Genomic DNA, 22,769 nt, shown 5'->3' with positions numbered 1-22,769 from the left:
CGGCCCCGACCGGGAAGGTACCTGTCAGGTGGGCTCCTGATCATGCACGGATTCGAGTGGACCGCTCCCGACGGTGCCGGCCGGAACACGGAGGCGGCACCGGCAGGCGACGACACGGCACGTCTGCGGGGCCACCGGCTGGTACCACTCGCCACCGCCCTGGTGGAGGCCGACGGCCGGATCCTGCACTGGAGCGAGGACGCCGAACGCATCACCGGCTACACCGCCGCCGAGGCCGTCGGCGCGTACGCCGCCAAACTGCTGGTGCCCGAGGTCGACCGGCCCGCGATCCTCACCATGTTCGAGCGGCTCATGGCCGGGAAGGGCTGGTCGGGGGTCGTGCCGGTGCGCCACCGCGACGGCCACCGGGTCGAGCTGGAGTTCCACACCTACCCGATCTCCGGACCGGGCGGATCACGGATGCTGCTCGCCACCGCCTCCGACCTGGCCGTACTGCGCCGGGTCGAGGCGGACCTCGCCATGCTGGACGGCTGCTTCACCCAGTCCCCGATCGGAATGGCGGTCTACGACACCGAGCTGCGCTTCGTCCGGCTCAACGGTGCGCTGGCCCGGATCAACGGCCTGCCGGTCGAGGAACACGTCGGCCGCCGGATCAGCACCGTGCTGCCCGGACTGAACGGCCCCGAGATCGAAGCCGTGATGCGGCAGGTCATCGCCACCGGTCGGCCGGTGGTGGACGCCCGTTCGCACGGCCGCACCCCCGGTGACCCGCGCCACGACCGGGCCTGGTCCGCCTCCTACTTCCGGCTGGAGGACTCCACCGGCAAGGTGCTGGGCGTCAGTTCCTCGCTGATCGACGTCACCGAGCGGTTCCAGGCCGAGGCCCGCGCCGCCCGGGCGCAGGAGCGCCTCACCCTGCTGGCCGAGGCCACCGCCAGGATCGGCACCACCCTGGACCTCCAGCGCACCGCCGAGGAGCTGATCGAGGCGGTGGTGCCGCGCTTCGCCGACTTCGCCACCGTGGACCTGCTGGAACCGGTACTGCGCGGTGAGGAGCCCGCCCAGCTGGCCCCCGACCGGGGCATCAGGCTGCGCGCGGTGGCGGTCGGCGAGGCGTACGAGTCGGGACTGGTCAGAGCCTCGGACGCGGTGGGCGAGACCTCCGTGTACGACGCCAAGCGGCCCTACACCGAGTGCCTGCGCAGTGGGCGGCCGCTGCTGCGGACGTATGTCGACGAGCAGACGCTCGCCGCGCTGGTCTCCGCGCCGGACCGGGTCGCACCGGGGCTCGAGGCGGGCATCCACTCCTACCTGATGGTGCCGATCATGGCCCGGGGCATGGTGCTCGGCGGCTCGGAGTTCGTCCGCACCCGCAATCCCGAGCCGTTCGCCGCCGCCGATATGGCGCTCGCCGAGGAACTGGTCGCCCGGGCGGCCATCGCCCTGGACAACGCCCGGCTCTACCGGCGCGAGCGGGAGACCGCGCTCACCCTGCAGCGCAGCCTGCTGCCACAGGAGATCCACCGCACCCTCGGCCTGGAGATCGCCTACCGGTACCTGCCGAGCAGCCTGGTCAGCGAGGTCGGCGGGGACTGGTTCGACGTGGTCCCGCTCTCCTGCGGGCGGGTGGCGCTGGTGGTCGGCGACGTGATGGGCCACGGCATCCGGGCCGCCGCGACCATGGGCCAACTGCGGACGGTCGCCCGTACCCTGGCCACCCTGGACATGCCGCCCGAGCAGGTGCTGACCCGGCTGGACGAGACCGCCGTGGGCATCGGCGAGGGCCAGTTCGCGACCTGCATCTGCGCGGTGTACGACCCGGTCGAGCGCATCTGCACGGTCGCCTCGGCCGGCCACCTCCCGCCTGTGCGGGTCTCTCCGGACGGGGTCGCCCGGAGGGTGCCGCTGCCGCCCGGGGTGCCGCTCGGGGTCGGTGGAGTGGCCTTCGAGAGCACCGAGTTCACCCTGCCCGAGGGCGGCCTGGTCGCGCTCTACACCGACGGCCTGGTGGAACGCCGGGGCCGGGACATCGACGACGGCATCGGCCTGCTCTCCAAGACCCTGGCCGGGAGCGGACGCACGCTGGAGGCGAGCTGCGACGCGGTGCTCGGCGCGCTGGTCACCGAGGGAACCGACGACGACATCGCCATGATCATGGCGCGGGCACTGCCCGTCCCCGCCGACCGGATCGCCACCCTGCCACTGGACGGCGACGGACCGATTCCGGCCCGGGCCCGCCGCTTCACCCGGGCCACACTGGGTGCGTGGGGGCTTTCCGCGCTGACCGACTACGCGGAACTGATGGTGAGCGAACTGGTCACCAACGCACTGCTGCACGCCGAGGCCCCGCGGAGGCTGCGGCTGTTCCGTGACCGCGTCCTGACCGTCGAGGTCTTCGACTCCGGGGGGCCGCCGCCGCGGGTCCGGACCTCAGCGGAGGAGGACGAGGGCGGGCGGGGCATGCACCTGGTCAGCGAGCTCTGCCACCGCTGGGGCACCCGTCCGACCAGGAGCGGCAAGGTGGTCTGGGCCGAACTCGAACTCCCCATCAGATACTGAGACTTCGCGCGGGTGTGCGTGAGGCGCTTCACGGGGGCAATCCACCAGCGGGGAACGCGAGTTCACCACCGGCAGGGGCGCGCGCACCTCTCGAATCCCGTTACGGCCGTTGGCAGTTACTCGCGCGGTTCCCCGCGCCGCCGAGCGGCGGAGGCTACGCCGCGAGCCCGGAGCGCGCGGCCGGGGCCGCCGCCGGCTCGCCGGGTTCGCCGGTGGGCTCGTCGCCGGTGGGTTCGCCGGCGGGTGAGGCGGCCGTGCCGGGACGGTCGCGGAGCAGGCGCCAGGCGGTGGCAGCCGATACCAGGAGCAGTCCGGCCGCGAGCAGGGCCGCGGTGTTCATCCCGTGCACGAACGCGTGCTCGGCTTGGGCCAGCAGCGGCTGCCCGAGTCCATCCGGGAGGCTCGCGGCGGCCTCGACGGCCCCGCTGATCGACTGCCCGGCGCGTTCGGCAGCCGCGGCCGGGGTCCCGGCCGGGAAGTGGAGCGAGCCGGCGTAGATCGCGGTGACCACCGAGCCGACCAGCGCGATGCCGAGCGCCGTGCCGAGTTCGTACGCCGTCTCGGAGACGGCCGAGGCGGCACCGGCCCGGTCGGCGGGAGCGGCTGAGAGCACCAGGTCTGCGGCAAGCGTGTAGACCACGCCCTCGGCGGTGCCGACGGCCAGGAAGGAGATGCCGAGCAGCAGGTAGGCGCTGTCCTCGTGCACCCAGCCGAGCAGACCGAGGCCCGCCCCCATCACCAGCAGACCGCCGGCCAGGGTGGCGCGGGCGCCGGTGCGGCGGGCCACCCAGGCGGTCAGCAGCCCGCCGGCCACCGCGCCCGCGAAGGCGGGCATCTCGGCGAGGCCGGCGGTGAGCGGCGAGTAGCCGCGCACCAGCTGGAGGTACTGCGACATGAAGAAGAGCACACCGGAGAGGCCGATCAGCGACGCCAGCGAACCGGCCACGGCCGCCGTGAAGCGGGGGTTGCCGAACAGCCGGACGTCCAGCAGCGGGGAGGCCAGGCGCAGCTGGCGCCGGACGAAGGCCGCCAGAGCGAGGCCGCCCGCAGCCAGGGCGGCCGGAACGTACCAGTGGCCGAGCCCGTTGGCGGCCAGCTCCTTGATCGCGTACACCACGCCGATCACACCGGCCATCGAGAGCAGCACGCTGAGCAGGTCCCAGCTCCCGGGCTCCGGGTCCCTGGACTCGGGCAGCAGCCAGGCGCCGAGGACCAGCAGCAGGATCAGCACGGGCAGGTTGAGCAGGAAGACCGAGCCCCACCAGAAGTGCTCCAGCAGCACGCCGCCGACCAGCGGGCCGAGCGCGGCGCCCGCCGTGGCACCGGCGCCCCAGACGCCGATGGCGGTGGCCCGCTCACGGGCGTCCGGGAACAGGGTGCGGATCAGCGACAGGGTGGACGGCATGATGGTGGCGCCGGCCACGCCGAGCAGTGCCCGGGCCAGGATCAGCCAGCCGGGACCGGGCGAGTAGGCGGCCAGCAGCGAGGCGGTGCCGAAGGCGGAGGAGCCGAGCAGCAGCAGCTTCTTGCGGCCTATCCGGTCGCTGAGCGCGCCCATGCTGACCAGCAGGCCGGCGAGGACGAAGGAGTAGCTGTCGCCGATCCAGAGCAGCTGGGTGCTGCTGGGGTCGAGGGTCTCGCTGATGGACGGTATCGCGAGGGACAGCACGGTGGCGTCGACGGCGACCAGGGTGACCGACAGGACCAGGACGGCGAGGCCGGCCCAGCGCCGCCGGGTTCCGGTCGACTCGGTGGTGGGGGTGGTCATGACTGGTCAGGTCTCCTGAGAGCGCCGCCGAGGAAGAGCTCGACGAGTGAGTGGGCACCGTCACGGGGGGCGAGCCGGCCGTCCTGGACGGCCCAGCCGACGCCGGCGACGAGGTCGAAGAACGCCTCGCTGAGCCAGCCGGCCGAGAGCTCGATCCGGAAGGCCCCCTCCTTCTGGCCGCGCAGGAACAGGGCGCGGACCCGGGCGTCCTGGATCTCCCAGAGCTCGTTGATCTCGGGGTCGTCGTACAGCTGGTTCTCGCCCGCGAGGAAGGCGCACAGCGCGGCGTCGGGGACGACGGCGTCCACCAGGCGGCGCAGCGCGGACTGCGTGTCACCGGACTCGATCGCGGCGCTGTCGAGGGCCGCCGCGAACTTGCGCAGGCCCAGCGCGCCGACCTCGCGGATCAGGGCTTCGCGGCCCGGGAAGATCCGGTGCAGTGTGGCCCGGCTGATGCCGGCGGCTCGCGCGATCTCGTCGAGATGGGCGGTCGGCCGGCGGGAGAGCACGCTGACGGCAGCCTCGAGGACGGAATCGCGATCAGTAGCCATGCTTCGAGTGTAGATCAGATGAGACGTTGATGTCTCATTCTTTGCTTGAATCTCTCATTCGAGACTTCGCTGCAAGGCTGCGGATAGCAAAAAAGACCGGGGACGACTGCTGTCGTCCCCGGTCGAGGCCCATCGGCGGGCTGGGGTTCGGAGCGCTTGGCCCCCCTCTGGTTCAGCTCTGGTTGAAGAACCCGCTCTCGTCGAGCGGCCGGTCGATCACCATCACCTCGACGTCGGCCGGGGTGAGCAGGAAGACCCGGCGGGCGATCCGCTCGATACCCCCCCTGGTGCCGAACACCAGGCCGGAAGCGAAGTCGACCATGCGCTTGGCCTCGGCCTCGCTCATCTCGGTCAGGTCCATGACCACCGGGATGCCCTCGCGGATGTGCTCGCCGACCGTGCGGGCGGACTCGAACCCGGTGGGCTTCAGCGAGACGATCTTCGCCGGCGCCGGAACGGCCGAGTCCACCGGCGCCACCGCCTGGGTCGCCCATGGATCGTCGTACACCGCCGCGGCGTAGTTGCCGGAAGGCATCAGCCACCCGTTGTGGTGCTCGTCGCGAAGTGCTCCCATGCCGCGCCTCCTTGCCTCGTCTCGTACCGTTCCCCGCGTGTTCGTGTCCTTTTGACACGTCATCCACTCGCCGGAACTGTCCGAGTATCGCACTGATCACCACTTCGGTGCCCGCTCGCGACCGCCGGTTGGTGCAGTGCGAGCAGCCGGTTCGATATCTGCTGCGACGGCACAGTTCGGCGAACGGTTGCGCGCGAAGACCTTATCGGTGTGTGTCAGTGACGAGTTGACTGCCTGTCAACGATCCTGTAACAGCTTCACTCGCCGGTTGTTCCGTCGATCAATTCGCGGATCAGATCGGCGTGTCCGTTGTGCCGGGCGTACTCCTCGATCATGTGGACCAGGATCCAGCGGAGCGTGACCTCCTCGCCGTGGCGGAGGCGCTTGCCGGTCGTCTCCAGCGGGAGGCCGGCGGCGGCCGTGCGGGCCAGCTCGATCTGGGCGCGCCAGGTGGCGAACGCCTCGTCGGGGTCGGCGGTGCCCACCTGGTTGAAGTCGCCGTCCTCGTCCTCCGCGCAGTACAGGCTCTTCGCGTCGCTGGCGGAGAGGATGTTCTGGAACCAGTAGCGCTCCACCTCGGCCAGGTGCCGGACCAGGCCGAGCAGGGAGAGCGACGAGGGCGCGGCGGAGCGGACGCGGAGCTGCTCGGCCGTCAGCCCCTCGCACTTCAGGGCGAGCGTGGCCCGGTGGTAGTCCAGCCAGGCGGCGAGCATGGTCGCCTCGTCGGCGGCCATCGGCGGATCGAGACGGACACGGGCGGCGGAAGCGGCTTCGATGCTCATGCCGGACATTGTGGCGACCGGCACTGACACACCGACAGCGAATTTGCCGAGGCAATGCCTTCCGCCTCCGCTGCCGGCACAGCGGTGTCCGGACGCCCGGCCGGTCCCACGGGAGGTACGGGCGGCTCAGAGCCGGTGGGTCGGCCCGCCGAACGGCAGGAAGGTGGTCCGGGTGGCGAGCAGCCAACGGCCGTCGACCCTGCGGAAGGTGTCCTCGTAGTGCCCCACGTTGGCGGGCAGCATCGGCGGCAGCATCCCGCCGGTGTAGCCGTCGACCCGGTACGTGGCGAAGTACGAGGTCGCCTCGGCGGTGTCGGGGGAGGTGACGGTGACCAGGACGTTGCTGCACATCCGGCGGGACAGCCGGTCGGCCGGCCGGGAGCCGAAGTACTCGTGCAGCGCCTCCCGCCCCTGCACCCGGCGCTCCCCGTGCGGCCACTCCCACACCCCGTCGTCGGTGAACAGCTCGGCCACCGAGCCCGGGTCGCCCAGGTCCAGCCGGCGCAGGAAGTCGACGATCAGACGCTCGCAGGCCCGTTCGGCGAGCAGCGTCTCCAGCGGGTCAGTGGATCGAGTACTCATTCCCGCTTCCTACCAGTTCCGGGCCCGGCGCCGCGAAGGCTTTTCGGGCGGCGCCCCGGCGCGAGGCGCGCCAGAGGGAGAACAGGCTCAGGACAGTCATGAGGCCGATCGCCGCGGCGGAGAGCAGGAACGCGGGGGAGGAGGGGGAGCCCGCGGTGGCGCCCGCGACGACGTAGGCGGCGGTGCCGGGCAGGACGCCGACAGCGGTGCCGGAGAGGAAGGGCAGCATCCCGACGCCGGAGAAGGCCGCGCCGTAGTTGGCCGCCTGGAAGGGGACGCCCGGGATGATCCGCAGCAGCAGCACGCTGCGGAAGCCCTGCTCGGTGAGGCGGCGGTCGAGCGCGGCCAGCACCCTGGCCCTGAGCAGGGGGCGGAGGGCGTCGCGTCCGAGCACCCGGCCCAGGACGAACGCGATCGCTGCGCCGAGGGTGGTGCCGAGTACGGCCAGCGGCAGCCCCCAGGCGACGCCCAGCAGCAGCCCGGCGGCGGTGTTCAGCGCGGGTTTGGGGACGAAGACCAGGGTGCCGAGGGCGTACACCAGGGCGAAGACGGGCAGTCGCCACAGCCCCGGCGCCCCCGTGGTCAGCAGCTGCGTCGGGTCCCAGAACAGCAGCGAGGCGGCCGCCGCCGCGAGGATCGCCAGCAGCAGCGCGAACCGCGGCCAGGGCGAGCGGATCCAGGACGCGGCGGACGAGCCCGGTCCGGTCGTCGGCCGCGCGTCGGGCGACGGTGGGGCGGCGAGGGCCGGGCCGGCCGGGGGCGAGTGGTGGGGCACCTGGTGAGCCTAGCCCGTGCCGCTGCCCGGCCGCGAAGCCCGCCCGGCCCGGCCGGAGCGGACGACGGTCAGCGGCCCGGGTGCGCCTCGGCGCGCAGGCGCTTGAGCAGGTCGAGGTCGGCGGTGTGGCGGGCGCCCTCGACCCGGTCGGGGTCGTGGCGGCCGTCCGGGGTCTCGATGATCAGCGGCACGCCCTCGGTGGCGGGGTGCGCGAACAGTTCCCGGAAGGCGTCCGAACCGATGTGCCCCGCGCCGATGTTGGCGTGCCGGTCCTTGCGGGCGCCGACCACGTCCATCGAGTCGTTGGCGTGGATCAGCCGCAGCCGGCCGGGGCCGACGGCCGAGACCAGGGCGTCCAGGGTCTCGGCGACCCCGTCCGGGGCCGCGAGATCGTGCCCGGCGGCGAAGGCGTGGCAGGTGTCCAGGCAGACGCCGACCCTCGGGTGGTGGTCGAGCGCGGCGGTGTACTCGGCCAGGTCGGCCATTCGGGAGCAGAGCGAACTGCCCTGCCCGGCGGTCGGTTCGAGCAGCAGCCAGGGCGCGTCCTCGCCGAGCGCGTCGAGCTCGTCCAGCAGCGGCCGCACGTCCTCGCGCACCTGGGACATCGCCTCGGCGTACCGGGAACCGCCGTCCGCTGCCCGGCCGACCGCGGAACCGGTGTGCACCACCACCCCGAGCGCCCCGATCCGGTGCGCGCGCAGCAGGGAGTGGCGCAGTGACTCGGTGGAACGGGCCCTGGTCGCGGTGGAGTCCGAGCCGAAGTTGATCAGGTACGGCGCATGTACGTACGCCGGGATCCCCGCCGCCGCGCAGGCCGTGCGGAACTCCTCGTCCTGCACCGGGTCGCCCGCGGGAGTGGCCCAGCCGCGCGGATTGGCGACGAAGACCTGCACCGCCTCCGCGCCGACCCTCCGCGCGTACGCGAGCCCGGTGCCCACCAGCCCGCGCCCGGCGACCGGGACATGGGCGCCGACCGGATTGCGGCGGGCGGCGGGGGAGAGCGGCTGAGCTGCGGAGTCCATGGGAGCGAGGATGTCATGCCCGCCGAGCGGCCCCGCGCCCAGGCCGGATGCGCTGGGTGATCAACTCCGGCGTACGGTGAGGTGTGGCACAGAACGAAGTACCGGCCGGGCGCGAGCTGGCCCGTGTCCAGCAGGAGCACTGGCAGCGCACCTACACCGACCACCCCGGCATGTACGGCGACCGGCCCTCGGAGGCGGCACGGTACGCCGCCGGGGCGTTCCGGGCGGCGGGGGCGCGGCGGGTACTGGAACTCGGCGCGGGGCACGGGCGCGACGCGTTGCACTTCGCGGCGAGCGGTTTCACCGTCCAGGCGACCGACTTCAGCCCGGTCGCGCTGGCGCAACTGGCCGAGCGGGCCGAGGCCGCCGGGCTGTCGGTGGGCTGCGCCGTCCAGGACGTGCGCGAGCCGCTCGCCCTACCGGACGCCTCGGTGGACGCGGTCTTCGCCCACATGCTGCTGTGCATGGCCCTCTCCACCGCCGAGATCCGGGCCCTGGTGGCCGAGGTGCGGCGGGTGCTGCGGCCCGGCGGCACCTTCGTCTACACCGTCCGGCACACCGGCGACGCCCACTTCGGGGTGGGTACCGCCCATGGTGACGAGATCTTCGAACACGGCGGATTCGCCGTGCACTTCTTCTCCCGGACGCTCGTCGACTCGCTCGCCGAGGGATGGGACCCGGTCGAGGTGCACCCCTTCGAGGAGGGCGAACTGCCGCGCCGGCTGTGGCGGGTGACCCAGCGGCGCCCGGGAGAGCCGCTCTGACGAGCGCGGTACGTCAGGGACGCCGGGACGGCGACGGCTGGTCCGGCCCGGACGGGCGCGGGGCGTGACGCCGCTCGTCCTCGACGTGCCCGGGCGCGAGGTACGGTGTCACGCCGGTCGAACGGGACCGCTTGTCCGGTGGCCCCACCGATCGTCGCACCCGCCCGGAGCGGGCCAGCAGCGCCCGCGCAGTGCCGGCGGGGCCGATGCGGGGCCGGCAGAGGTGCCGGTGCCGGTCCGAGCGGTGAGACTGGCGGCATGGGAGGTTTTCGGAGCAGCACGGGGGAGACGGGAGGCTGCCTCCGATGCCCCTGAGCGGAACGGCCATCGTCATCCCGTACTTCAACCCCGTCGGCTACCGGTCCCATCCCCGCAAGCTGGCGCGGTGCCTGGCGGCGTTCGACCGGGCCGGCGTCGCCGACCAGGTGTTCCTGACCGGTGCCGGTACCGAGCGACCGCCGGGGGCGAACATCGCGTTCTGGGACGACGAGTGCCCGTTCATGTGGCACAAGGAGCGCCTGATCAACCTGGCGGCGCGCAGCCTTCCGCCGCGGTTCACCCGAGTCGTCTGGGTGGACAGTGACGTGCTGGTCGCTGCCGACTGGGGGGACGCGGTCGCGGACGCGTTCGAGCGGGCCCCGGTCATCCAGTGCTTCCGGAGGGCGCACTACAGCACGAGCGAGGGCGAGTCCTCACGATCCAGGGTCAGTTCGATGCACGGCAGGTTCGACGGGATCATGGGCGTGGCCTGGGGCGCCAGCCGCAGCCTGTTCACCGACGGGCCCGGCCTGTTCGAACTCGCGCTCGTCGGAGGCGGCGACTCGATCTTCACCTGGGGACTCCTGCACAACGTCCCGACACCCAACGCCCCTTGGCGCAGCCGCCATCGGATGGTGCTCGACTCCTGGTCGCCGGCGGTGGCGGCGGCACACGACCGCTGGCTGGCGGAACTCCAACGCTGGCTGAGCGGCCTGGGCGGCGTCCGGCCGGTGGCGGTCGAGGCGGATGTCGAGATCCTGGAACACGGGCCGCTGCACGCCCGCGAGTACGACCTCAGACACGGACTGCTGGCCGAACTGGTACCTGAGCGGCATCTACGAGCCGACGGCGAACGGGTGTTCAGCTGGACTCCGGCCGGTCTTGCCGCCATCGAGCCCGGCATACGGGACTACTTCCACCGCCGACGCGAGGACGATCCGTCGGAGAAGGCCGTCGTGGCCATCGGGGGGCCCGGCGGGGACGACGGCCTCGGCGTACTGGTCGACGCCTGGGCGAAGGTCTCCCCGTTCCGGCCCGACTGGCGGTTGAAGATCTATGCGGCAGGCCCGCCGGAGGCGGCGCTGGGGGCCCGCTGGATCGGGCTCGGGCTGGCCGGCACCATCGACTGGATGGGGCAGAGCGCCGACGCCACCAGCGCTCTGCGGAACTGCGCCGTCTTCGCCCGGACTTCCTGCGGCGCGGAGTTCCCGCTGGAGCTGCTGCAGGCGATGTCGTGCTCCGTTCCCTGCGTGGCCGTGGCGTGCGGCGCGGAGTTGCGCGAACTCATCCACGACGGTGAGGACGGCCTGCTGGCCAGGCCGGGAGACGGCAGCGGCCTCGCCCGCCAGCTCGGCCGCCTCATGGACGACGGGCAACTGCGGAGAGCCATGGGTGATCGTGCGCGCAGGAGTGCGCAGCGCTACGTCCGGCGAGGCTCCGCCACCTGAACGCGCGGTGGGCTCACGAGGCGGGGGAAGCGGCCCGGCCTCCGTTGTACGCACTGTCGTCGCCGGTCAGTGCCTCGCTGCGGCGGCCGTCCACCGAGACGGGGACGTCGCCGACGAGGGTCACTCGTTGCATGTGGCGCGGTTGGTTGCCGTAGTCCAGGGCGGCGTAGTGCTGGGTGGCGCGGTTGTCCCAGAAGGCGACGTCTCCGGGTGCCCAGCGCCAGCGCACGGTGTTCTCCGGCGTGGTGATGTGCGACTGCAGGAGCCGGCGCAGGGCCTCGAAGTCGGGGGCGCTCATGCCCGGGCTGAACCTGGCGTTGTGGCTGAGCAGTAGCGCCCGCTCACCGGTCTCCGGGTGCACGCGCACCACCGGGTGGAGGGTCTCGAAGACGGCGCCTTGCGCCTTCCGTTGGAGCTCGCCCAGCCTGCTGTCCTCCTGGGCCCGCATCGACGTGGCGTAGTCGAAGGTGTTGGTGTGCACCGCCCACAGGACGTCCACCATGGCGCGGATCCCGGCCGGAAGACAGGTGTAGGCGTGAGCCGTGTTGGCCCACAGGGTGTCACCTCCCCACGGCGGCACGGTGACGGCACGCAGGACGGCGGCGAGCGGTGGCCGGTGCAGGTGGGTCAGATCGGTGTGCCAGAAGTCGGCCGCCACCGAGACCTTGGACGTGTCGATGTCGAGAACCCGGGTGTAGCCCTCGGCGGCGGGCATCACCGGGTGCGCGGTGGTAAGGCTGCCGAATCGTCGGGCGAAGGCCTGCTGCGATTCCGGGGTGAGCCGTTGCCCGCGGAAGAAGACCACCTTGTGAGCGAGCACGGCATCGCGGATCTCGGCGACGGTACCGCCGTCCAAATCGGCGGCGAGGTCAAGGCCGGCGATTTCGGCGCCGATGTTCCCGGCCACCTTGCGCACTTCGAGAATCACGGCATCACGTCCTCTCGGCGGCCGAGTCTAGCCAGGGCGGCCGGACCGCTACCGGCGCCACACCGGACGCACGGCACCCGCCGTTTCCCCGGCGTTCGGCGCGGCTCCGGCACGGCCGCAGCCGGTTGCCTACGCTGGGCATTCGCACCGCGGTAGGCCGCCCATTCTTGTCGCACACGTGGAGAACCGCATGACGGGAACACCTGACAGGGGCGGTCCGGCTCCTTACATCTCCGCCCGGACGGGCCAGTTCCGTTACTTCGACCAGCAGTTGGGCCGCCCCGACTGGCCGGCCAAACGAGTACTCGATTTCGGCGGGAACGTGGGAAATCTGCTGCTCGATCAGGCGTGTACGATCCGGCACGGCGAATACTGGTGCCTGGACGTCATTCCGCAGGCTGTCGAGGAAGGTCGCCGCCGCTATCCGGACGCCACCTTCCTGCACTACGACCGCTACAACTTCGAGTACAACCCGAGCGGTACCAAGCAGCTGCCCGTACCCGATCTCGGACGGTTCGACGTCATCGTCGCCCAGTCCGTCTTCAACCACACCAGCAAGGCCGAGATGCGTGAACTCGTCGGTCAGCTGCGGTCCTTCCTCACCGATGACGGAGTCCTCGCCTTCACCTTCATCGACCCCTACTTCAAGCCGCCGCCGGGCTGGGCGCGTGCGGAGGAGTGGCCGGACCTCGACAACCTCCGGTGGCGGCTGGCCTCCGCCCGCTGGTTCCAGGAGCCCGGCATGGACGTGGACGCCCTCGCGGCCAAGGCCACCAGCGCCCCGCTCACCTGGGCGACTCTCGTCAACAACGAGGACTTCTTCCTCGACTCCGGCGACGACTGGTGCCGGGAGGGCGAGGAGCGTACGCACTACATGGTCTTCTGCACCGAGGGGCACATGCGCTCGATCTACCCCGACGCGACCGTGCTCCCGCCCGTCCCGCCGGACCGCTTCAGCTGCGCCGTGCTCCGGCGACGGGCCTGACCGCGGCCGACCGGAACGACCTTGCCAGGGTGAGCCGGTACCGGCGATCCGCCGCAACTCCCGGTACGACTGGCGAGTCAGGTGCCGCCGGACGGGCGGGAACGGAGCCTTCGGGCTCGAAAGCCTGTGGAGGACTCGGTAAGACCGGCGGAAACGTCGGCACAGGTCGTCGTCCGACTGAGCGTCAGCGATGTGGCCGAGCTCGCGAACACCGCGCCGTCCTCGGTGGTCCGGGCCTGCCAGCGGCTGGGGTTCCGCGGCTACCAGGAGATCAAGATCGAGGCTGCGCGAGAGGCGCCCCGGCCGCCCGCGCCGGGGGACGGCAGTGCGCTCGCCGTCGCGCTGAGCGGTGCGCAGGAGGCGCTGCGGGGAGTCGGGGCCACCGTCGGGGGTGAGCAGATCCAGCACGCCGCCGAGGTGCTCGCCTCGGCAGGACGGGTGCTGGTGCTCGGTGAGGGCCTCTCCGGCGCGGTGGCGCTGGATGCCGCGTACCGGCTGCGGGCCCTCGGCATGGCCGTCGACGTACCGCCGGACCCGTCCACCGCCCAGCTCGCCGCCGGCTGCCTGCCCCCGGCGCGGCCTGTCTGGCCGTCAGCCACAGCGGCGCCACCCGTACGGTCGTCGACGCCGCCCGCCGGGCCCGCGCGGCGGGCGGCGAGGTCGTCGCCCTCACCAGCTACGCCCGTTCACCGTTGACCGAGACCAGCGGCCTCAGCCTGGTCGCGGGCGGCCAGGAGCTGGTGCTCGGCCTTGAGGCCGTGGCCAGCCGCCTCGCGCACCTGGTGGTGGTGGACGCCCTGGTGCTGGCGCTGCTGGAGCTGCGCGGGCCCGCCGCGCGGTCGGCCCTCGCGCTGGCGGCCGAGGTGGTCGCCCAGCACGCGTACTGAGCGGCGGGTGGGGAGCAGGGGGCGATGAACCTTTGCCAGCAGGTGATCTGACAGTGCGGCAGGCGGCCCCGAGGTCCCGTCGATCGGCGGGGTGAGAGCTGTGAGGGCTCCACCTGTGGTCAGAGCTGCTCGGGTCCGTCCTCTGGCAGTCTGGGGAAGGAAGCACGGTGCCTCGAACCGCCGTGCCAGGGTATGGGGGCGGACGCCGCATGGGATTGACCTCGCACAAGGTGCTGGCGCTGTCCGCGCTGGTCTCGCTGCTCATGGTGGCCGGGACGGTCCGACTCTGGCCGAGGCTCGCCAGGGGCGGTTGGGCGGCCGTACTCGGCCGGATCGCGACCATCCTCGGCACCCAGCTCGCCGTGGTGTGCACCCTGGCCCTGATTGCCAACAACTACGGTTCCTTCTACAGCAGTTGGTCGGATCTGCTGGGCACCAACCAGGACGGCTCGGTCACGATCCGGGACAAGTTCACCGGTGACGGCAAGCAGAGCGGCGTCCAGACGCTCGGCAAGGAGCACGTGCACGGCGGCAACACCGTCACCCGGGAGCCCTCCGTGGTCGGCCGGCTGGAGCGGGTCAGGATCCCCGGCGCCGGCACCGGCCTGAGCACCGAGGGCTACGTCTACCTGCCGCCGCAGTACTTCCAGCCCGCCTACGCGGACGAGAAGTTCCCGGCGATGGTGGCGATCACCGGATTCCCCGGCATCGCCAAGAACCTGATCACCAACCTCAACTACCCCGGCACGGAGCTGCGGCTGATCGGTGAAGGGAGGATGAAGCCGACCGTCCTGGTCCTGATGCGCCCGTCCCCGGTGCTGCCGAGGGACACCGAGTGCGAGGACGTACCGCGCGGCCCGCAGGCCGAGACCTACTTCACCCGGGACGTCCCGAGCGCCGTACGCGCCTCCTACCGGGTCTCGGAAGACCCGCGAGGCTGGGCGGTGATGGGCGACTCAACCGGCGGCTACTGCGCGCTCAAGTTCGCGATCAAGCACCCGGACGCCTTCGCCGCGGCGGTCTCGCTCTCCGGCTACTACAAGGCGGACAACGACGTCGACACCGGCGACCTCTTCGGCGGCGAGCAGGGGCGCCGGGAGGCGGCGGACCTGGTCTGGTGGCTCGCACACCACCCGCAGCCGCGCATCTCGGTCCTGGTCGGCGGCACCAGGAAGGGCGACGGCGACTACTACCAGGCCACCAAGGCGTTCATCGACGCGGTGCAGCGGCCGATGAACGTCTCCTGGATCATGCTCGACAACGGCGGGCACAACTTCAACACCTGGAACCGGATGCTGCCCGCCTCGATGGCCTGGCTCAGCGACCACCTGGCCGGCCCCGCCGCGGCCGCTCCGGCGCAGGCCGAGCCCGCGGCACTCTGAGTAGCCGCGCTCCGGGGCGGCCCGGGTCCACGGATCCCGCTCATCCGCTCGTCCGCTCGGCCGAGCCGTGGTGCGAGCCGCGCGGCGGGAGCTGTTCGGCGGGCCGTGAACCGGCGCCCGGGGCGACCGCAACCGGCCACACGGCCACCCGGGTGGCCGGCGATCGTGCCCGATTCCTGCGGTTCAGGGCGACGCGTCTCCGACGCCTGGGCAGCCGGCGACCGTGCCCGAATCCCGCCGTTCAGGAGTGGAAACGGCTCCGATCGACCCTTGGTCGAACCAGCACCGCCGGGTACGGCAGGATGGCCCCGGAGGAGAACAGCCCCACCGGACCACACCGCCAGGAGCGCTCATGGGCCAGCCCGACCGGCCGATCAACCCCTACCGCATCGGCGAGGCCGCGGCGCTGCTCGGCGTCAGCGCCGACACCATGCGGCGCTGGGTCGATGCGGGCCGGCTCGCCGCCCAGCGGGACGAGCACGGGCACCGGATCATCGCCGGGGCCGAACTCGCCTCCTTCGCCCGTGAACTGGCCAGGCCCGAGAACGCCGCGACCGAGGGCCGTCCGTCGTCCGCGCGCAACCGCTTCCCCGGCATCGTCACCGATGTGGTGCTCGGCGACGTGGCTGCGCAGGTGGAGATCCAGGCCGGTCCGTTCCGGGTGGTGTCGCTGATCAGCCGGGAGTCGGCCGAGGAGCTGAACCTGGTGCCCGGCGCACCCGCCACCGCCGTCATCAAGTCCACCAACGTGGTCGTGGAACGCCGCTGACCGGCCATCAGCCGTCTCCCGCCGTATCACGCCATGTCCCGCCACATACCGCCGAGTGAGATAACCGTGCCCGCTCCGTCCTTCCGTCCGGTGCTCGCCGTCGCCCACCGGGGTGACCCGTACCGCCACCGCGAGAACACCCTCGCCTCGGTCGAGTCCGCGCTCGCCGCCGGGGCCGACGCCGTCGAGGTGGACGTCCAGCTCACCCGCGACGGCGTCCCCGTCCTGCTGCACGACCCCACCCTGGAGCGCCTCTGGGGCGACCCGCGCCGGATCGGCTCGGTCACCCTGGCGCGGCTCGGCGAACTCGGCGGCGGCGAACTGCGGGTGCCGACCCTCGCCCAGACGCTGAAGACGGTCGCCGAAACCCCGGGCGCCAAGCTCCTGATCGATCTGGACGACGCCACCCCGGTGGCCGCCACCTGGGCCGCCGTCACCGGCATCGGTGCCGAGGACCGGGTCGGCTTCTGCGGCCCGGTCGCCGCCATGCTCGCGGTCCGGGAGCACGCACCGGACGCCGACATCGCCCTCACCTGGAAGCACCCCAGGCTGCCCGGCCGCCCGCTGCTGGACGACCTGCGGCCGCGCTACGTCAACCCGCCCTTCGGCCTGGTCGACGCGGCCTACGTGGACGCCGCGCACGAGCTGGGGCTCGCCGTCAGCACCTGGACGGTGGACACCCGCCGCACCATGCTCCGGCTGGCCGCGGCCGGTGTGGACTCGCTGACCAGCAACCGGATCGCGGTGCTGCGCCGGGTACTGGACCGCAGGCGGTGAGCGGCGGCGGCCGGTGCTGAGCACCCGTGCGCTCGGGCGGGCGCTGCTGGCCCGTCAGCACCTGCTCGACCGGACCGCGATGGCCCCGGAGGCGATGATCGGGCACCTGGTGGGCCTGCAGGCGCAGGCCGCTCCCGAGCCGCCGTACTTCGGGCTCTGGTCCCTGGACCGGCCGACGCGGGCCGAACTGGCCCAGGAGGGCGAGCGGTTGCTCGCCTTCACGTGCGGCGGGGCACACCGTCCTCGCCGACGGTGACGCCTCGACGGCGGCCCGCGTCGCGAGGCTGCTGCGCCTGCCGCTCCGGACGTCCTGACCGCAGGCCCCGGCGGTGCCTCGCAGCGGGGGCCCAACCCGAGGACGGTCCGAGCAGGCCCCGGCGGCTCACCACACGGGGAGGAGCAACCCGCGCTCGTGCTCCGGCCGCGGGCCGAAGATCCGTCGTTCCGTCCCGTCGATCCGGACGTCGTTGATGCTGGCCTCCCGGCGGCGCATCAGCCCGTCCTCGGTGAACTCCCACAGCTCGTTGCCGTAACTGCGCCACCACTGGCCGGACGCGTCGTGGTGCTCGTACTGGAACCGGACCGCCATGCGGTTGCCCCGGAAGCCCCAGAGCTCCTTGCGGAGGGCGTAGTCGAGCTCCCGGGACCACTTCTCCCGCAGGAAGGCCGTGATCTCCGCCCGGCCGGTGAGGTACCGGTCCCGGTTCCGCCAGACCGAGTCCTCGGTGTAGGCGAGCGCGACCTGCTCCGGGTCGCGGGTGTTCCAGGCGTCCTCGGCGGCCTGGACCTTCTGGAGGGCGGTCTCCTCGTCGAACGGCGGGAAGGGGGGACGTGCTGCCATGGCGGGCTCCTCTCGGGAAGCGTGCAAGCAACTAATGCGTTGAGCCCATTTCTACCATTAGACAATCCGTGATGGGAGTGTCCGCCCCCGGCGCGGCGGAGGAAGCCGCGGATCGGAGTCCGGCCCGGGCGAGTGCCGGGCCGGGGTGGATCGGGGATGGAAGACCACGCGCCGCGCGGTAGATCGTCGGACATTCCGTCAGATCACGTGTTGAGATGGGCTGAATCGGGACCACTCGGGCGAAGCTGGAGTCGGGATGTCGGCGGAGACCACACCCCCAGGGGCGGCGGGCGAAGGGTCCGCGGGTGGGCGGAGACCGGATCCCACGCTGCCGCCCGCGGTGCGCAGGGCGGCGGTCTGGTCGGCCGCGGTGATCCTGTTCCTGGCGGTCGCGGGGTTCCTCGTCTTCGCCTTCGTGCAGCTGAGGGCGGCGACGGTGCCGCTGGTCCTGGCGCTGCTGGCGACCGCACTGCTCCAGCCGGTGATGCCCTGGCTGGTGGCACGCGGACTCGGGCGGGCCATGGCGGCCGGGCTGACCTGCGCGGTGCTGGTGATCGCGGTGTTCGCGGTGCTGGCCGTACTGACCAACTCACTGGTGCACAGCGCCCCGCAGATCGCCGACTCGCTGCGGCACGCCGGCGACCAGGTGGCCTCCTGGCTCGGGCCGCTCGGGGAGAAGATCCGGTACGCCCTGTCCCAGTCGGCGGGCTCGGGCAGTTCGCTGGTCTCCACGCTGGCCAACGGAGTCATCTCGGGTCTCGGGTTCGCCACCGAGGTCATCACCGGCGGAGTGCTGGCACTGGCACTGGTCTTCTTCTTCCTGCGGGACGGCCACCGCAGCGGCGACCTGGTCCACTCGGTGCTGCCGCCCGCCCGGGCCGGGACGGTGATCGACTGCGGGGAGAAGGCGTTCGCCGCGATGGCCGGCTTCATGCGCGGCACCACCCTGATCGCACTGATCGACGCCACCTTCATCACCATCGGCCTGCTGCTGCTCGGGGTGCCGGGCGCGCCGGGACTGGGTGCGCTGGTGTTCATGGGCGCGTTCATCCCGTTCATCGGGGCGTTTCTCTCCGGCACGGTGGCCGTGTTGGTGGCACTCGCGGACGGCGGCCTCAGCACCGCGCTCTGGACCCTCGGGGTGGTGCTCGCCGTCCAGATGATCGAGGGCAACGTGCTGCAGCCGGTCATCCAGAGCCGCACGGTCGAACTGCACCCCGCCACCATCATGATCGCCGTGGTGGCGGGCTCCGGCGTGGCCGGGATCCTCGGCGCACTGCTCGCCGTCCCGGTCAGCGCGGCCGGCCTCGGTGTGATCTCCGTCCTGCGCGACCGGGCCTCGGCGGCGGCTTCGGAGGGCGCCGGCGGCTGACCGCCGAGGGCCTGGCGGTATCGTCGGTGGTCCTGGGACGATGGTCCTGTAACGGCAGGTCAGAGCAGAGAATGGGTGCGGCAGCAGACGTGGAGTTCCGAGAAGACATCCTGGGTGCCCCGTACGAGGCGGCCGAGCTGCCGCTGGCCTCCGACGAGGAGGGTGCCGTCAGCGCGACCCTGGTGCGCAGGCTGGTCCCCGGGGCCCAGCGGGCCGTGCTCTACCTCCACGGCTACACGGACTACTTCTTCCAGACCAATCTGGCCGAACACTTCGTCGCTGCGGGGTTCTCGTTCTACGCCCTGGACCTGCGCAAGTACGGGCGCTCGCTGAGGCCGCATCAGTCGCCGAACTTCGTCCGCGACCTGCGGGCCTACGACGAGGAGCTGGACGAGGCGGTCCGGATCATCCGGGACGTCGACGGACACACCCAGCTGCTGGTCAACGGCCACTCCACCGGCGGTCTGATCGCCGCGCTGTGGGCCTCCCGCCGGGCGCGCCGCGGGCTGGTCGACGGACTGTTCCTGAACAGCCCCTTCCTGGCGATGCCCGCCGCCCCGGCCGTGCGCAACCTCGGCGCGCCCGCCATCGAGGCGATGGGCCGGCTCGCACCCACCACCAAGCTGCCCGCTCCGCTCAACCCGCACTACGTGCACAGTCTGCACCGAGACCACAAGGGCAGCTGGGACTTCGACCTCACCCTCAAGCCCGCCGAGGGCTTCCCGCTCTTCGCCGGCTGGCTGGCCGCCATCCAGCGCGGCCACCGCCGGGTCCGCCAGGGCCTGGGCATCGACTGCCCGGTCCTGGTGATGGCCTCCACCGCCTCCATCGTCACCGCCAAGTGGGACCCGGCGCTGCACCACCGGGACGCCGTCCTGCGCGCGGACGACATCGCCGCGCTCGCGCCGCGCCTGGGACGCCACGTCACCACCGTCCGGATCGAGGGCGGCGTGCACGACCTGGTGCTCTCCGGTGAGCAGGCCCGCGCCCAGGTCTTCGCCGAACTGGACCGCTGGATCGACGCGTACTTCCCGGCGCTGCCGCGTGAGTAGGCAGAAGGGCCGTCCGGTCGAGCGGCAGGTCGCGCTCGGCACCGCGAAGCTGTGGCCCGACCTCGACCGCGAGCACGGCTGGATGCTGACCCTGGACGGCACCACCCAGTCGTACGTGGATCTGGCCGACCCCACGTACCTGGAGTTCGAGTACATCCAGCGGATCGCCCATCTGGTCGACACCGTCGCACCCGCCGGGCAGCCGCTGGAGGCGCTGCACCTGGGCGGCGGCGCCCTCACCATCCCGCGCTACCTGGCCGCCACCCGGCCGGGCTCGCACCAGCGGGTGGTGGAGGTGGACGGTCCGCTGATACGGCTGATCGCCGAACAGCTGCCCTGGCCGGACGGCATCGACGTCGACATCGCCGACGCCCGCGAGGGCCTGCAGCAGGCCCCGGCAGCCGGCGCGGACCTGGTGGTCGCGGACGTCTTCCACGGCTCGCGCACCCCGGCGCACCTCACCTCGGTCGAGTTCCTCGAGCAGGTACGGGCCGCGCTGCGCCCCGGCGGCGCCTACGCCGCCAACATCGCCGACGGGCCGCCGCTCGCCTTCGCCAGGGCGCAGGCGGCCACCGTGCGCGCGGTCTTCCCGTACGCCTGCCTGGCCGCCGAGCCGTCGGTCCTGCGCGGCCGCAGGTACGGGAACATCCTGCTGATCGGCTCCGACCGCCCGCTGCCGGTCGAGGAGCTCGGCCGCCGGCTCGCCGGCGACACCTTCCCGGCGCGGCTCTGCGAGGGCGCCGAGCTCGCCGGCCTGGTCGGCCGCACGCCGCCGGTGCGGGACGCGGAGGCCCAGGACTCGCCGCCGCCGCCCGAGGGCGCGTTCGGCCTCGGCTGAGCGGCCGCGCCACCGGTCCGGTGCCAGAATGCCGACGGCAGGCTACGTGCGGACCAGGCGGAGGAGAGTCGGATGGCGGTGGAGCAGCCCGGTGGTTCCGGGGTCTCGTCCGAAGGAGCTTCGGGGATCCCGTCCCAGGGCGAGGTGAAGGCCGAGCTGGCGGGGGTCTGCGAGACCACGCTCTGGACCCTCTACCAGCGGGCCGTCGAGGCCCGCCGCCCCGACGGGCTGCTGCACGACCCCAAGGCCGTGGAACTGGTCGAGCGGATCGACTTCCCGTTCGCCGAGCGCTTCGGCGGCGGTGATCTGCTCGCTCAGCTGCAGGCGCTGCGGGTGGGCTCCTTCGACCGCGAGGTGGCCGACTTCCTGGTGCGCTGCCCGCGCGGGACGGTCGTCTGCCTCGGCGACGGGCTGGAGACCCAGTACTGGCGGGTCGACAACGGGCGGGCGCACTGGGTCTCGGTCGACCTGCCGGAGAGCATCGCCCTGCGCGAGCGGCTGCTGCCGCCAGGGCCGCGTCAGCGGCTGGTCGGGTGCTCGGTCACCGACCACCGCTGGATGGACGAGGTGGAGACCGAGCACGGGGTGCTGATCACCACGGAGGGCCTGCTGATGTACCTGCGGCCGGGGGAGGTCCGGGAGCTGATCGCCGGCTGTGCGGAGCGCTTCCCGGGGGCCACCTTCGTGCTGGACGCCGTGCCGCGGTGGTTGAGCAGGCTGGCCAGCAAGGGGAAGGTGCGCGGGCACGGATTCCAGGCGCCGCCGATGCCCTTCGGGATGGACGCCGACGAGCGGGACAAGCTGGCCACCGCGCACCCGGGTGTGGTGGAGGTGCGGGATGTGCTGCCGCTCGCCGGGCGGGGGCTGCTGGGACGGCTGATCCCGGCCGCGGCACGGCTGCCGCTGATCGGTTCCCGGCGGCCGTCGGTGGTGGCGCTGCGCTTCGCGGACCGCGCGCGGGGATGAGCGAGCGGCATCAGACCGGGCTGGAAGACACCGGGCGGGCAGGGCCGGGGCGGAGCCGGACGCCTGAGAATCGGGCACGTAGGAACCAAGCTCAGCCGACGGGCGTTACCAAACCTTGGGGGTCGGCTCTCGGGTTACCCTGCCTTGAACGGGGACTCGTCGGGGAACGCGGGCCCTTTCCTGCTCGTCATGCGCGAGGCGCGCCGTCTCGTGCTGCCCACGGAGGTAACCGGTTTTGCACATCGATCAGTGGATCGAGAGTGTCCCGCCGACGGCCGTATACGCGCTGGTCGGGCTGATCATCGGAGTGGAGAGCCTCGGCATCCCGCTGCCCGGCGAGATCGCCCTGATCACAGCCTCCATGATGGCCGTAGGCGGAACGATCAACCCCTGGGGGGTGGCGGCCTGCGCGATCCTGGGGGCGATCGTCGGTGACTCGATCGGCTACTCGATCGGCCGCAAGGGCGGCAAGCCGCTGTTCGAGAAGCTGGGCCGCAAGTTCCCCAAGCACTTCGGGCCCGACCACCTGGAGACCGCCGAGCGCTCGTTCCAGAAGTGGGGCATGTGGGCGGTCTTCTTCGGCCGGTTCATCGCGCTGCTGCGGATCTTCGCTGGGCCGCTCGCGGGCGCGCTGCGGATGCCGTACTGGAAGTTCCTGATCGCCAACGTGCTCGGCGGAGTCGCCTGGGCCGGTGGCACCACGCTGCTGGTCTACCAGGTGGGCAAGGTGGCCGAGAAGTGGCTGAAGGACTTCTCCTACATCGGCCTGGTCGTCGCCCTCGGCATCGGTGCGGCCTCGGCCTGGCTGTTCAAGCGGCGGGCGGCCAAGGCCCACGCCGCTCAGGCCGCCCACGCCGCTCAGGCCGAGACCGCGAGCGGCGGCGAGGGCCGGCTGGAGCCGGTCAAGGACTGACGGTCCGCCGGTCCG

24 protein-coding genes are annotated in these 22,769 nt (G+C 72.4%); 15 read left to right on the top strand and 9 right to left on the bottom strand.

Annotated features, from left to right (window positions below):
- The first annotated feature begins 42 nt into the window (after positions 1-42).
- Positions 43-2,520 carry a SpoIIE family protein phosphatase gene (locus tag ABD369_RS35835; RefSeq protein ID WP_344640826.1) on the top strand — a complete coding sequence of 826 codons (2,478 nt, stop codon included), beginning with the start codon at positions 43-45 and terminating at the stop codon, positions 2,518-2,520.
- 154 nt (positions 2,521-2,674) lie between these two features.
- Here ABD369_RS35835 and ABD369_RS35830 read toward each other — a convergent pair whose 3' ends face one another.
- The 7 genes from ABD369_RS35830 to ABD369_RS35800 all read right to left on the bottom strand — a co-directional run bounded on the left by ABD369_RS35830 (position 2,675) and on the right by ABD369_RS35800 (position 8,574).
- Complete coding sequence (locus ABD369_RS35830; RefSeq protein WP_344640825.1) at positions 2,675-4,288, bottom strand: MFS transporter; 1,614 nt, start codon at positions 4,286-4,288, stop codon at positions 2,675-2,677.
- Complete coding sequence (locus ABD369_RS35825) at positions 4,285-4,839, bottom strand: TetR/AcrR family transcriptional regulator (RefSeq protein WP_344640824.1); 555 nt, start codon at positions 4,837-4,839, stop codon at positions 4,285-4,287. The genes ABD369_RS35830 and ABD369_RS35825 overlap by 4 nt, the downstream gene beginning before the upstream one ends.
- Positions 4,840-5,011: 172 nt before the next feature.
- Positions 5,012-5,413: a cell division protein SepF gene (locus tag ABD369_RS35820; protein ID WP_344640823.1), complete on the bottom strand. Its 402-nt coding sequence runs from the start codon at positions 5,411-5,413 to the stop codon at positions 5,012-5,014.
- A 257-nt stretch (positions 5,414-5,670) separates the two neighbouring features.
- Positions 5,671-6,195 carry a DinB family protein gene (locus tag ABD369_RS35815; protein ID WP_344640822.1) on the bottom strand — a complete coding sequence of 175 codons (525 nt, stop codon included), beginning with the start codon at positions 6,193-6,195 and terminating at the stop codon, positions 5,671-5,673.
- Positions 6,196-6,321: 126 nt separating this feature from the next.
- A complete protein-coding gene (locus tag ABD369_RS35810; RefSeq protein ID WP_344640821.1) occupies positions 6,322-6,777 on the bottom strand; it encodes a nuclear transport factor 2 family protein in 456 nt (151 codons plus the stop codon).
- Entirely contained in the window at positions 6,758-7,552 is a 795-nt protein-coding gene (locus tag ABD369_RS35805; protein ID WP_344640820.1) for a TVP38/TMEM64 family protein, read from the bottom strand. Before ABD369_RS35805 ends, ABD369_RS35810 begins: the two co-directional genes overlap by 20 nt.
- A gap of 68 nt (positions 7,553-7,620) precedes the next feature.
- Entirely contained in the window at positions 7,621-8,574 is a 954-nt protein-coding gene (locus tag ABD369_RS35800) for a deoxyribonuclease IV (protein WP_344640819.1), read from the bottom strand.
- 83 nt (positions 8,575-8,657) lie between these two features.
- Between ABD369_RS35800 and ABD369_RS35795 the strand changes: the two genes are divergently transcribed.
- Positions 8,658-9,338 carry a class I SAM-dependent methyltransferase gene (locus ABD369_RS35795; RefSeq protein ID WP_344640818.1) on the top strand — a complete coding sequence of 227 codons (681 nt, stop codon included), beginning with the start codon at positions 8,658-8,660 and terminating at the stop codon, positions 9,336-9,338.
- A 305-nt stretch (positions 9,339-9,643) separates the two neighbouring features.
- On the top strand, positions 9,644-11,044 hold the full coding sequence (locus ABD369_RS35790; RefSeq protein WP_344640817.1) for a glycosyltransferase: 1,401 nt from the start codon (positions 9,644-9,646) through the stop codon (positions 11,042-11,044).
- Positions 11,045-11,057: 13 nt separating this feature from the next.
- Here ABD369_RS35790 and ABD369_RS35785 read toward each other — a convergent pair whose 3' ends face one another.
- Positions 11,058-11,972 carry a TauD/TfdA dioxygenase family protein gene (locus tag ABD369_RS35785; protein WP_344640816.1) on the bottom strand — a complete coding sequence of 305 codons (915 nt, stop codon included), beginning with the start codon at positions 11,970-11,972 and terminating at the stop codon, positions 11,058-11,060.
- 190 nt (positions 11,973-12,162) lie between these two features.
- On the opposite strand from ABD369_RS35785, the gene ABD369_RS35780 reads away from it, so the two are divergent.
- The 7 genes from ABD369_RS35780 (at position 12,163) to ABD369_RS35750 (ending at position 17,028) form a co-directional block, all read left to right on the top strand.
- On the top strand, positions 12,163-12,957 hold the full coding sequence (locus ABD369_RS35780; RefSeq protein WP_344640815.1) for a class I SAM-dependent methyltransferase: 795 nt from the start codon (positions 12,163-12,165) through the stop codon (positions 12,955-12,957).
- A 192-nt stretch (positions 12,958-13,149) separates the two neighbouring features.
- Complete coding sequence (locus ABD369_RS35775) at positions 13,150-13,653, top strand: MurR/RpiR family transcriptional regulator (protein WP_344640814.1); 504 nt, start codon at positions 13,150-13,152, stop codon at positions 13,651-13,653.
- Entirely contained in the window at positions 13,542-13,844 is a 303-nt protein-coding gene (locus ABD369_RS35770; protein ID WP_344640833.1) for an SIS domain-containing protein, read from the top strand. The genes ABD369_RS35775 and ABD369_RS35770 overlap by 112 nt, the downstream gene beginning before the upstream one ends.
- Before the next feature lie 209 nt (positions 13,845-14,053).
- Entirely contained in the window at positions 14,054-15,226 is a 1,173-nt protein-coding gene (locus ABD369_RS35765) for an alpha/beta hydrolase (protein WP_344640813.1), read from the top strand.
- Positions 15,227-15,578: 352 nt separating this feature from the next.
- Positions 15,579-15,995, top strand: a complete 417-nt coding sequence (locus ABD369_RS35760; protein WP_344640812.1) for a TOBE domain-containing protein — start codon at positions 15,579-15,581, stop codon at positions 15,993-15,995.
- Positions 15,996-16,061: 66 nt separating this feature from the next.
- Entirely contained in the window at positions 16,062-16,772 is a 711-nt protein-coding gene (locus ABD369_RS35755; RefSeq protein ID WP_344640811.1) for a glycerophosphodiester phosphodiesterase, read from the top strand.
- A 13-nt stretch (positions 16,773-16,785) separates the two neighbouring features.
- The gene (locus ABD369_RS35750; protein ID WP_344640810.1) at positions 16,786-17,028 is read left to right on the top strand and encodes a hypothetical protein; all 243 of its coding nucleotides are present in this window, start codon (positions 16,786-16,788) and stop codon (positions 17,026-17,028) included.
- A 126-nt stretch (positions 17,029-17,154) separates the two neighbouring features.
- On the opposite strand, the gene ABD369_RS35745 is transcribed toward ABD369_RS35750, so the two are convergent.
- On the bottom strand, positions 17,155-17,613 hold the full coding sequence (locus ABD369_RS35745) for a nuclear transport factor 2 family protein (protein WP_344640809.1): 459 nt from the start codon (positions 17,611-17,613) through the stop codon (positions 17,155-17,157).
- A gap of 340 nt (positions 17,614-17,953) precedes the next feature.
- Here ABD369_RS35745 and ABD369_RS35740 point away from each other — a divergent pair, with 340 nt between their 5' ends.
- The 5 genes from ABD369_RS35740 (at position 17,954) to ABD369_RS35720 (ending at position 22,754) form a co-directional block, all read left to right on the top strand.
- Positions 17,954-18,985: an AI-2E family transporter gene (locus tag ABD369_RS35740; protein ID WP_344640808.1), complete on the top strand. Its 1,032-nt coding sequence runs from the start codon at positions 17,954-17,956 to the stop codon at positions 18,983-18,985.
- A 71-nt stretch (positions 18,986-19,056) separates the two neighbouring features.
- Positions 19,057-20,037 carry an alpha/beta hydrolase gene (locus tag ABD369_RS35735; RefSeq protein WP_344640807.1) on the top strand — a complete coding sequence of 327 codons (981 nt, stop codon included), beginning with the start codon at positions 19,057-19,059 and terminating at the stop codon, positions 20,035-20,037.
- On the top strand, positions 20,030-20,875 hold the full coding sequence (locus tag ABD369_RS35730; RefSeq protein WP_344640806.1) for a spermidine synthase: 846 nt from the start codon (positions 20,030-20,032) through the stop codon (positions 20,873-20,875). The genes ABD369_RS35735 and ABD369_RS35730 overlap by 8 nt, the downstream gene beginning before the upstream one ends.
- 72 nt (positions 20,876-20,947) lie before the next feature.
- Positions 20,948-21,841: a class I SAM-dependent methyltransferase gene (locus tag ABD369_RS35725; protein ID WP_344640805.1), complete on the top strand. Its 894-nt coding sequence runs from the start codon at positions 20,948-20,950 to the stop codon at positions 21,839-21,841.
- A 235-nt stretch (positions 21,842-22,076) separates the two neighbouring features.
- Positions 22,077-22,754, top strand: coding sequence for a DedA family protein (locus ABD369_RS35720; protein ID WP_344640804.1), 678 nt, complete (start codon positions 22,077-22,079; stop codon positions 22,752-22,754).
- The last annotated feature ends 15 nt before the right edge of the window (positions 22,755-22,769 follow it).

The organism is Kitasatospora cystarginea (genome assembly GCF_039533515.1).
Lineage (GTDB): Bacteria > Actinomycetota > Actinomycetes > Streptomycetales > Streptomycetaceae > Kitasatospora > Kitasatospora cystarginea.
This window is presented reverse-complemented; position numbering and strand designations above follow the sequence as displayed.

Excerpts from the sequence above, each read along its gene's own strand:
- ABD369_RS35835 (WP_344640826.1), top strand. The coding sequence starts at position 43 with ATGCACGGATTCGAGTGGACCGCTCCCGACGGTGCCGGCCGGAACACG.
- ABD369_RS35830 (WP_344640825.1), bottom strand. The coding sequence starts at position 4,288 with ATGACCACCCCCACCACCGAGTCGACCGGAACCCGGCGGCGCTGGGCC.
- ABD369_RS35825 (WP_344640824.1), bottom strand. The coding sequence starts at position 4,839 with ATGGCTACTGATCGCGATTCCGTCCTCGAGGCTGCCGTCAGCGTGCTC.
- ABD369_RS35820 (WP_344640823.1), bottom strand. The coding sequence starts at position 5,413 with ATGGGAGCACTTCGCGACGAGCACCACAACGGGTGGCTGATGCCTTCC.
- ABD369_RS35815 (WP_344640822.1), bottom strand. The coding sequence starts at position 6,195 with ATGAGCATCGAAGCCGCTTCCGCCGCCCGTGTCCGTCTCGATCCGCCG.
- ABD369_RS35810 (WP_344640821.1), bottom strand. The coding sequence starts at position 6,777 with ATGAGTACTCGATCCACTGACCCGCTGGAGACGCTGCTCGCCGAACGG.
- ABD369_RS35800 (WP_344640819.1), bottom strand. The coding sequence starts at position 8,574 with ATGGACTCCGCAGCTCAGCCGCTCTCCCCCGCCGCCCGCCGCAATCCG.
- ABD369_RS35790 (WP_344640817.1), top strand. The coding sequence starts at position 9,644 with ATGCCCCTGAGCGGAACGGCCATCGTCATCCCGTACTTCAACCCCGTC.
- ABD369_RS35780 (WP_344640815.1), top strand. The coding sequence starts at position 12,163 with ATGACGGGAACACCTGACAGGGGCGGTCCGGCTCCTTACATCTCCGCC.
- ABD369_RS35765 (WP_344640813.1), top strand. The coding sequence starts at position 14,054 with ATGGGATTGACCTCGCACAAGGTGCTGGCGCTGTCCGCGCTGGTCTCG.
- ABD369_RS35760 (WP_344640812.1), top strand. The coding sequence starts at position 15,579 with ATGGGCCAGCCCGACCGGCCGATCAACCCCTACCGCATCGGCGAGGCC.
- ABD369_RS35745 (WP_344640809.1), bottom strand. The coding sequence starts at position 17,613 with ATGGCAGCACGTCCCCCCTTCCCGCCGTTCGACGAGGAGACCGCCCTC.
- ABD369_RS35735 (WP_344640807.1), top strand. The coding sequence starts at position 19,057 with ATGGGTGCGGCAGCAGACGTGGAGTTCCGAGAAGACATCCTGGGTGCC.
- ABD369_RS35725 (WP_344640805.1), top strand. The coding sequence starts at position 20,948 with ATGGCGGTGGAGCAGCCCGGTGGTTCCGGGGTCTCGTCCGAAGGAGCT.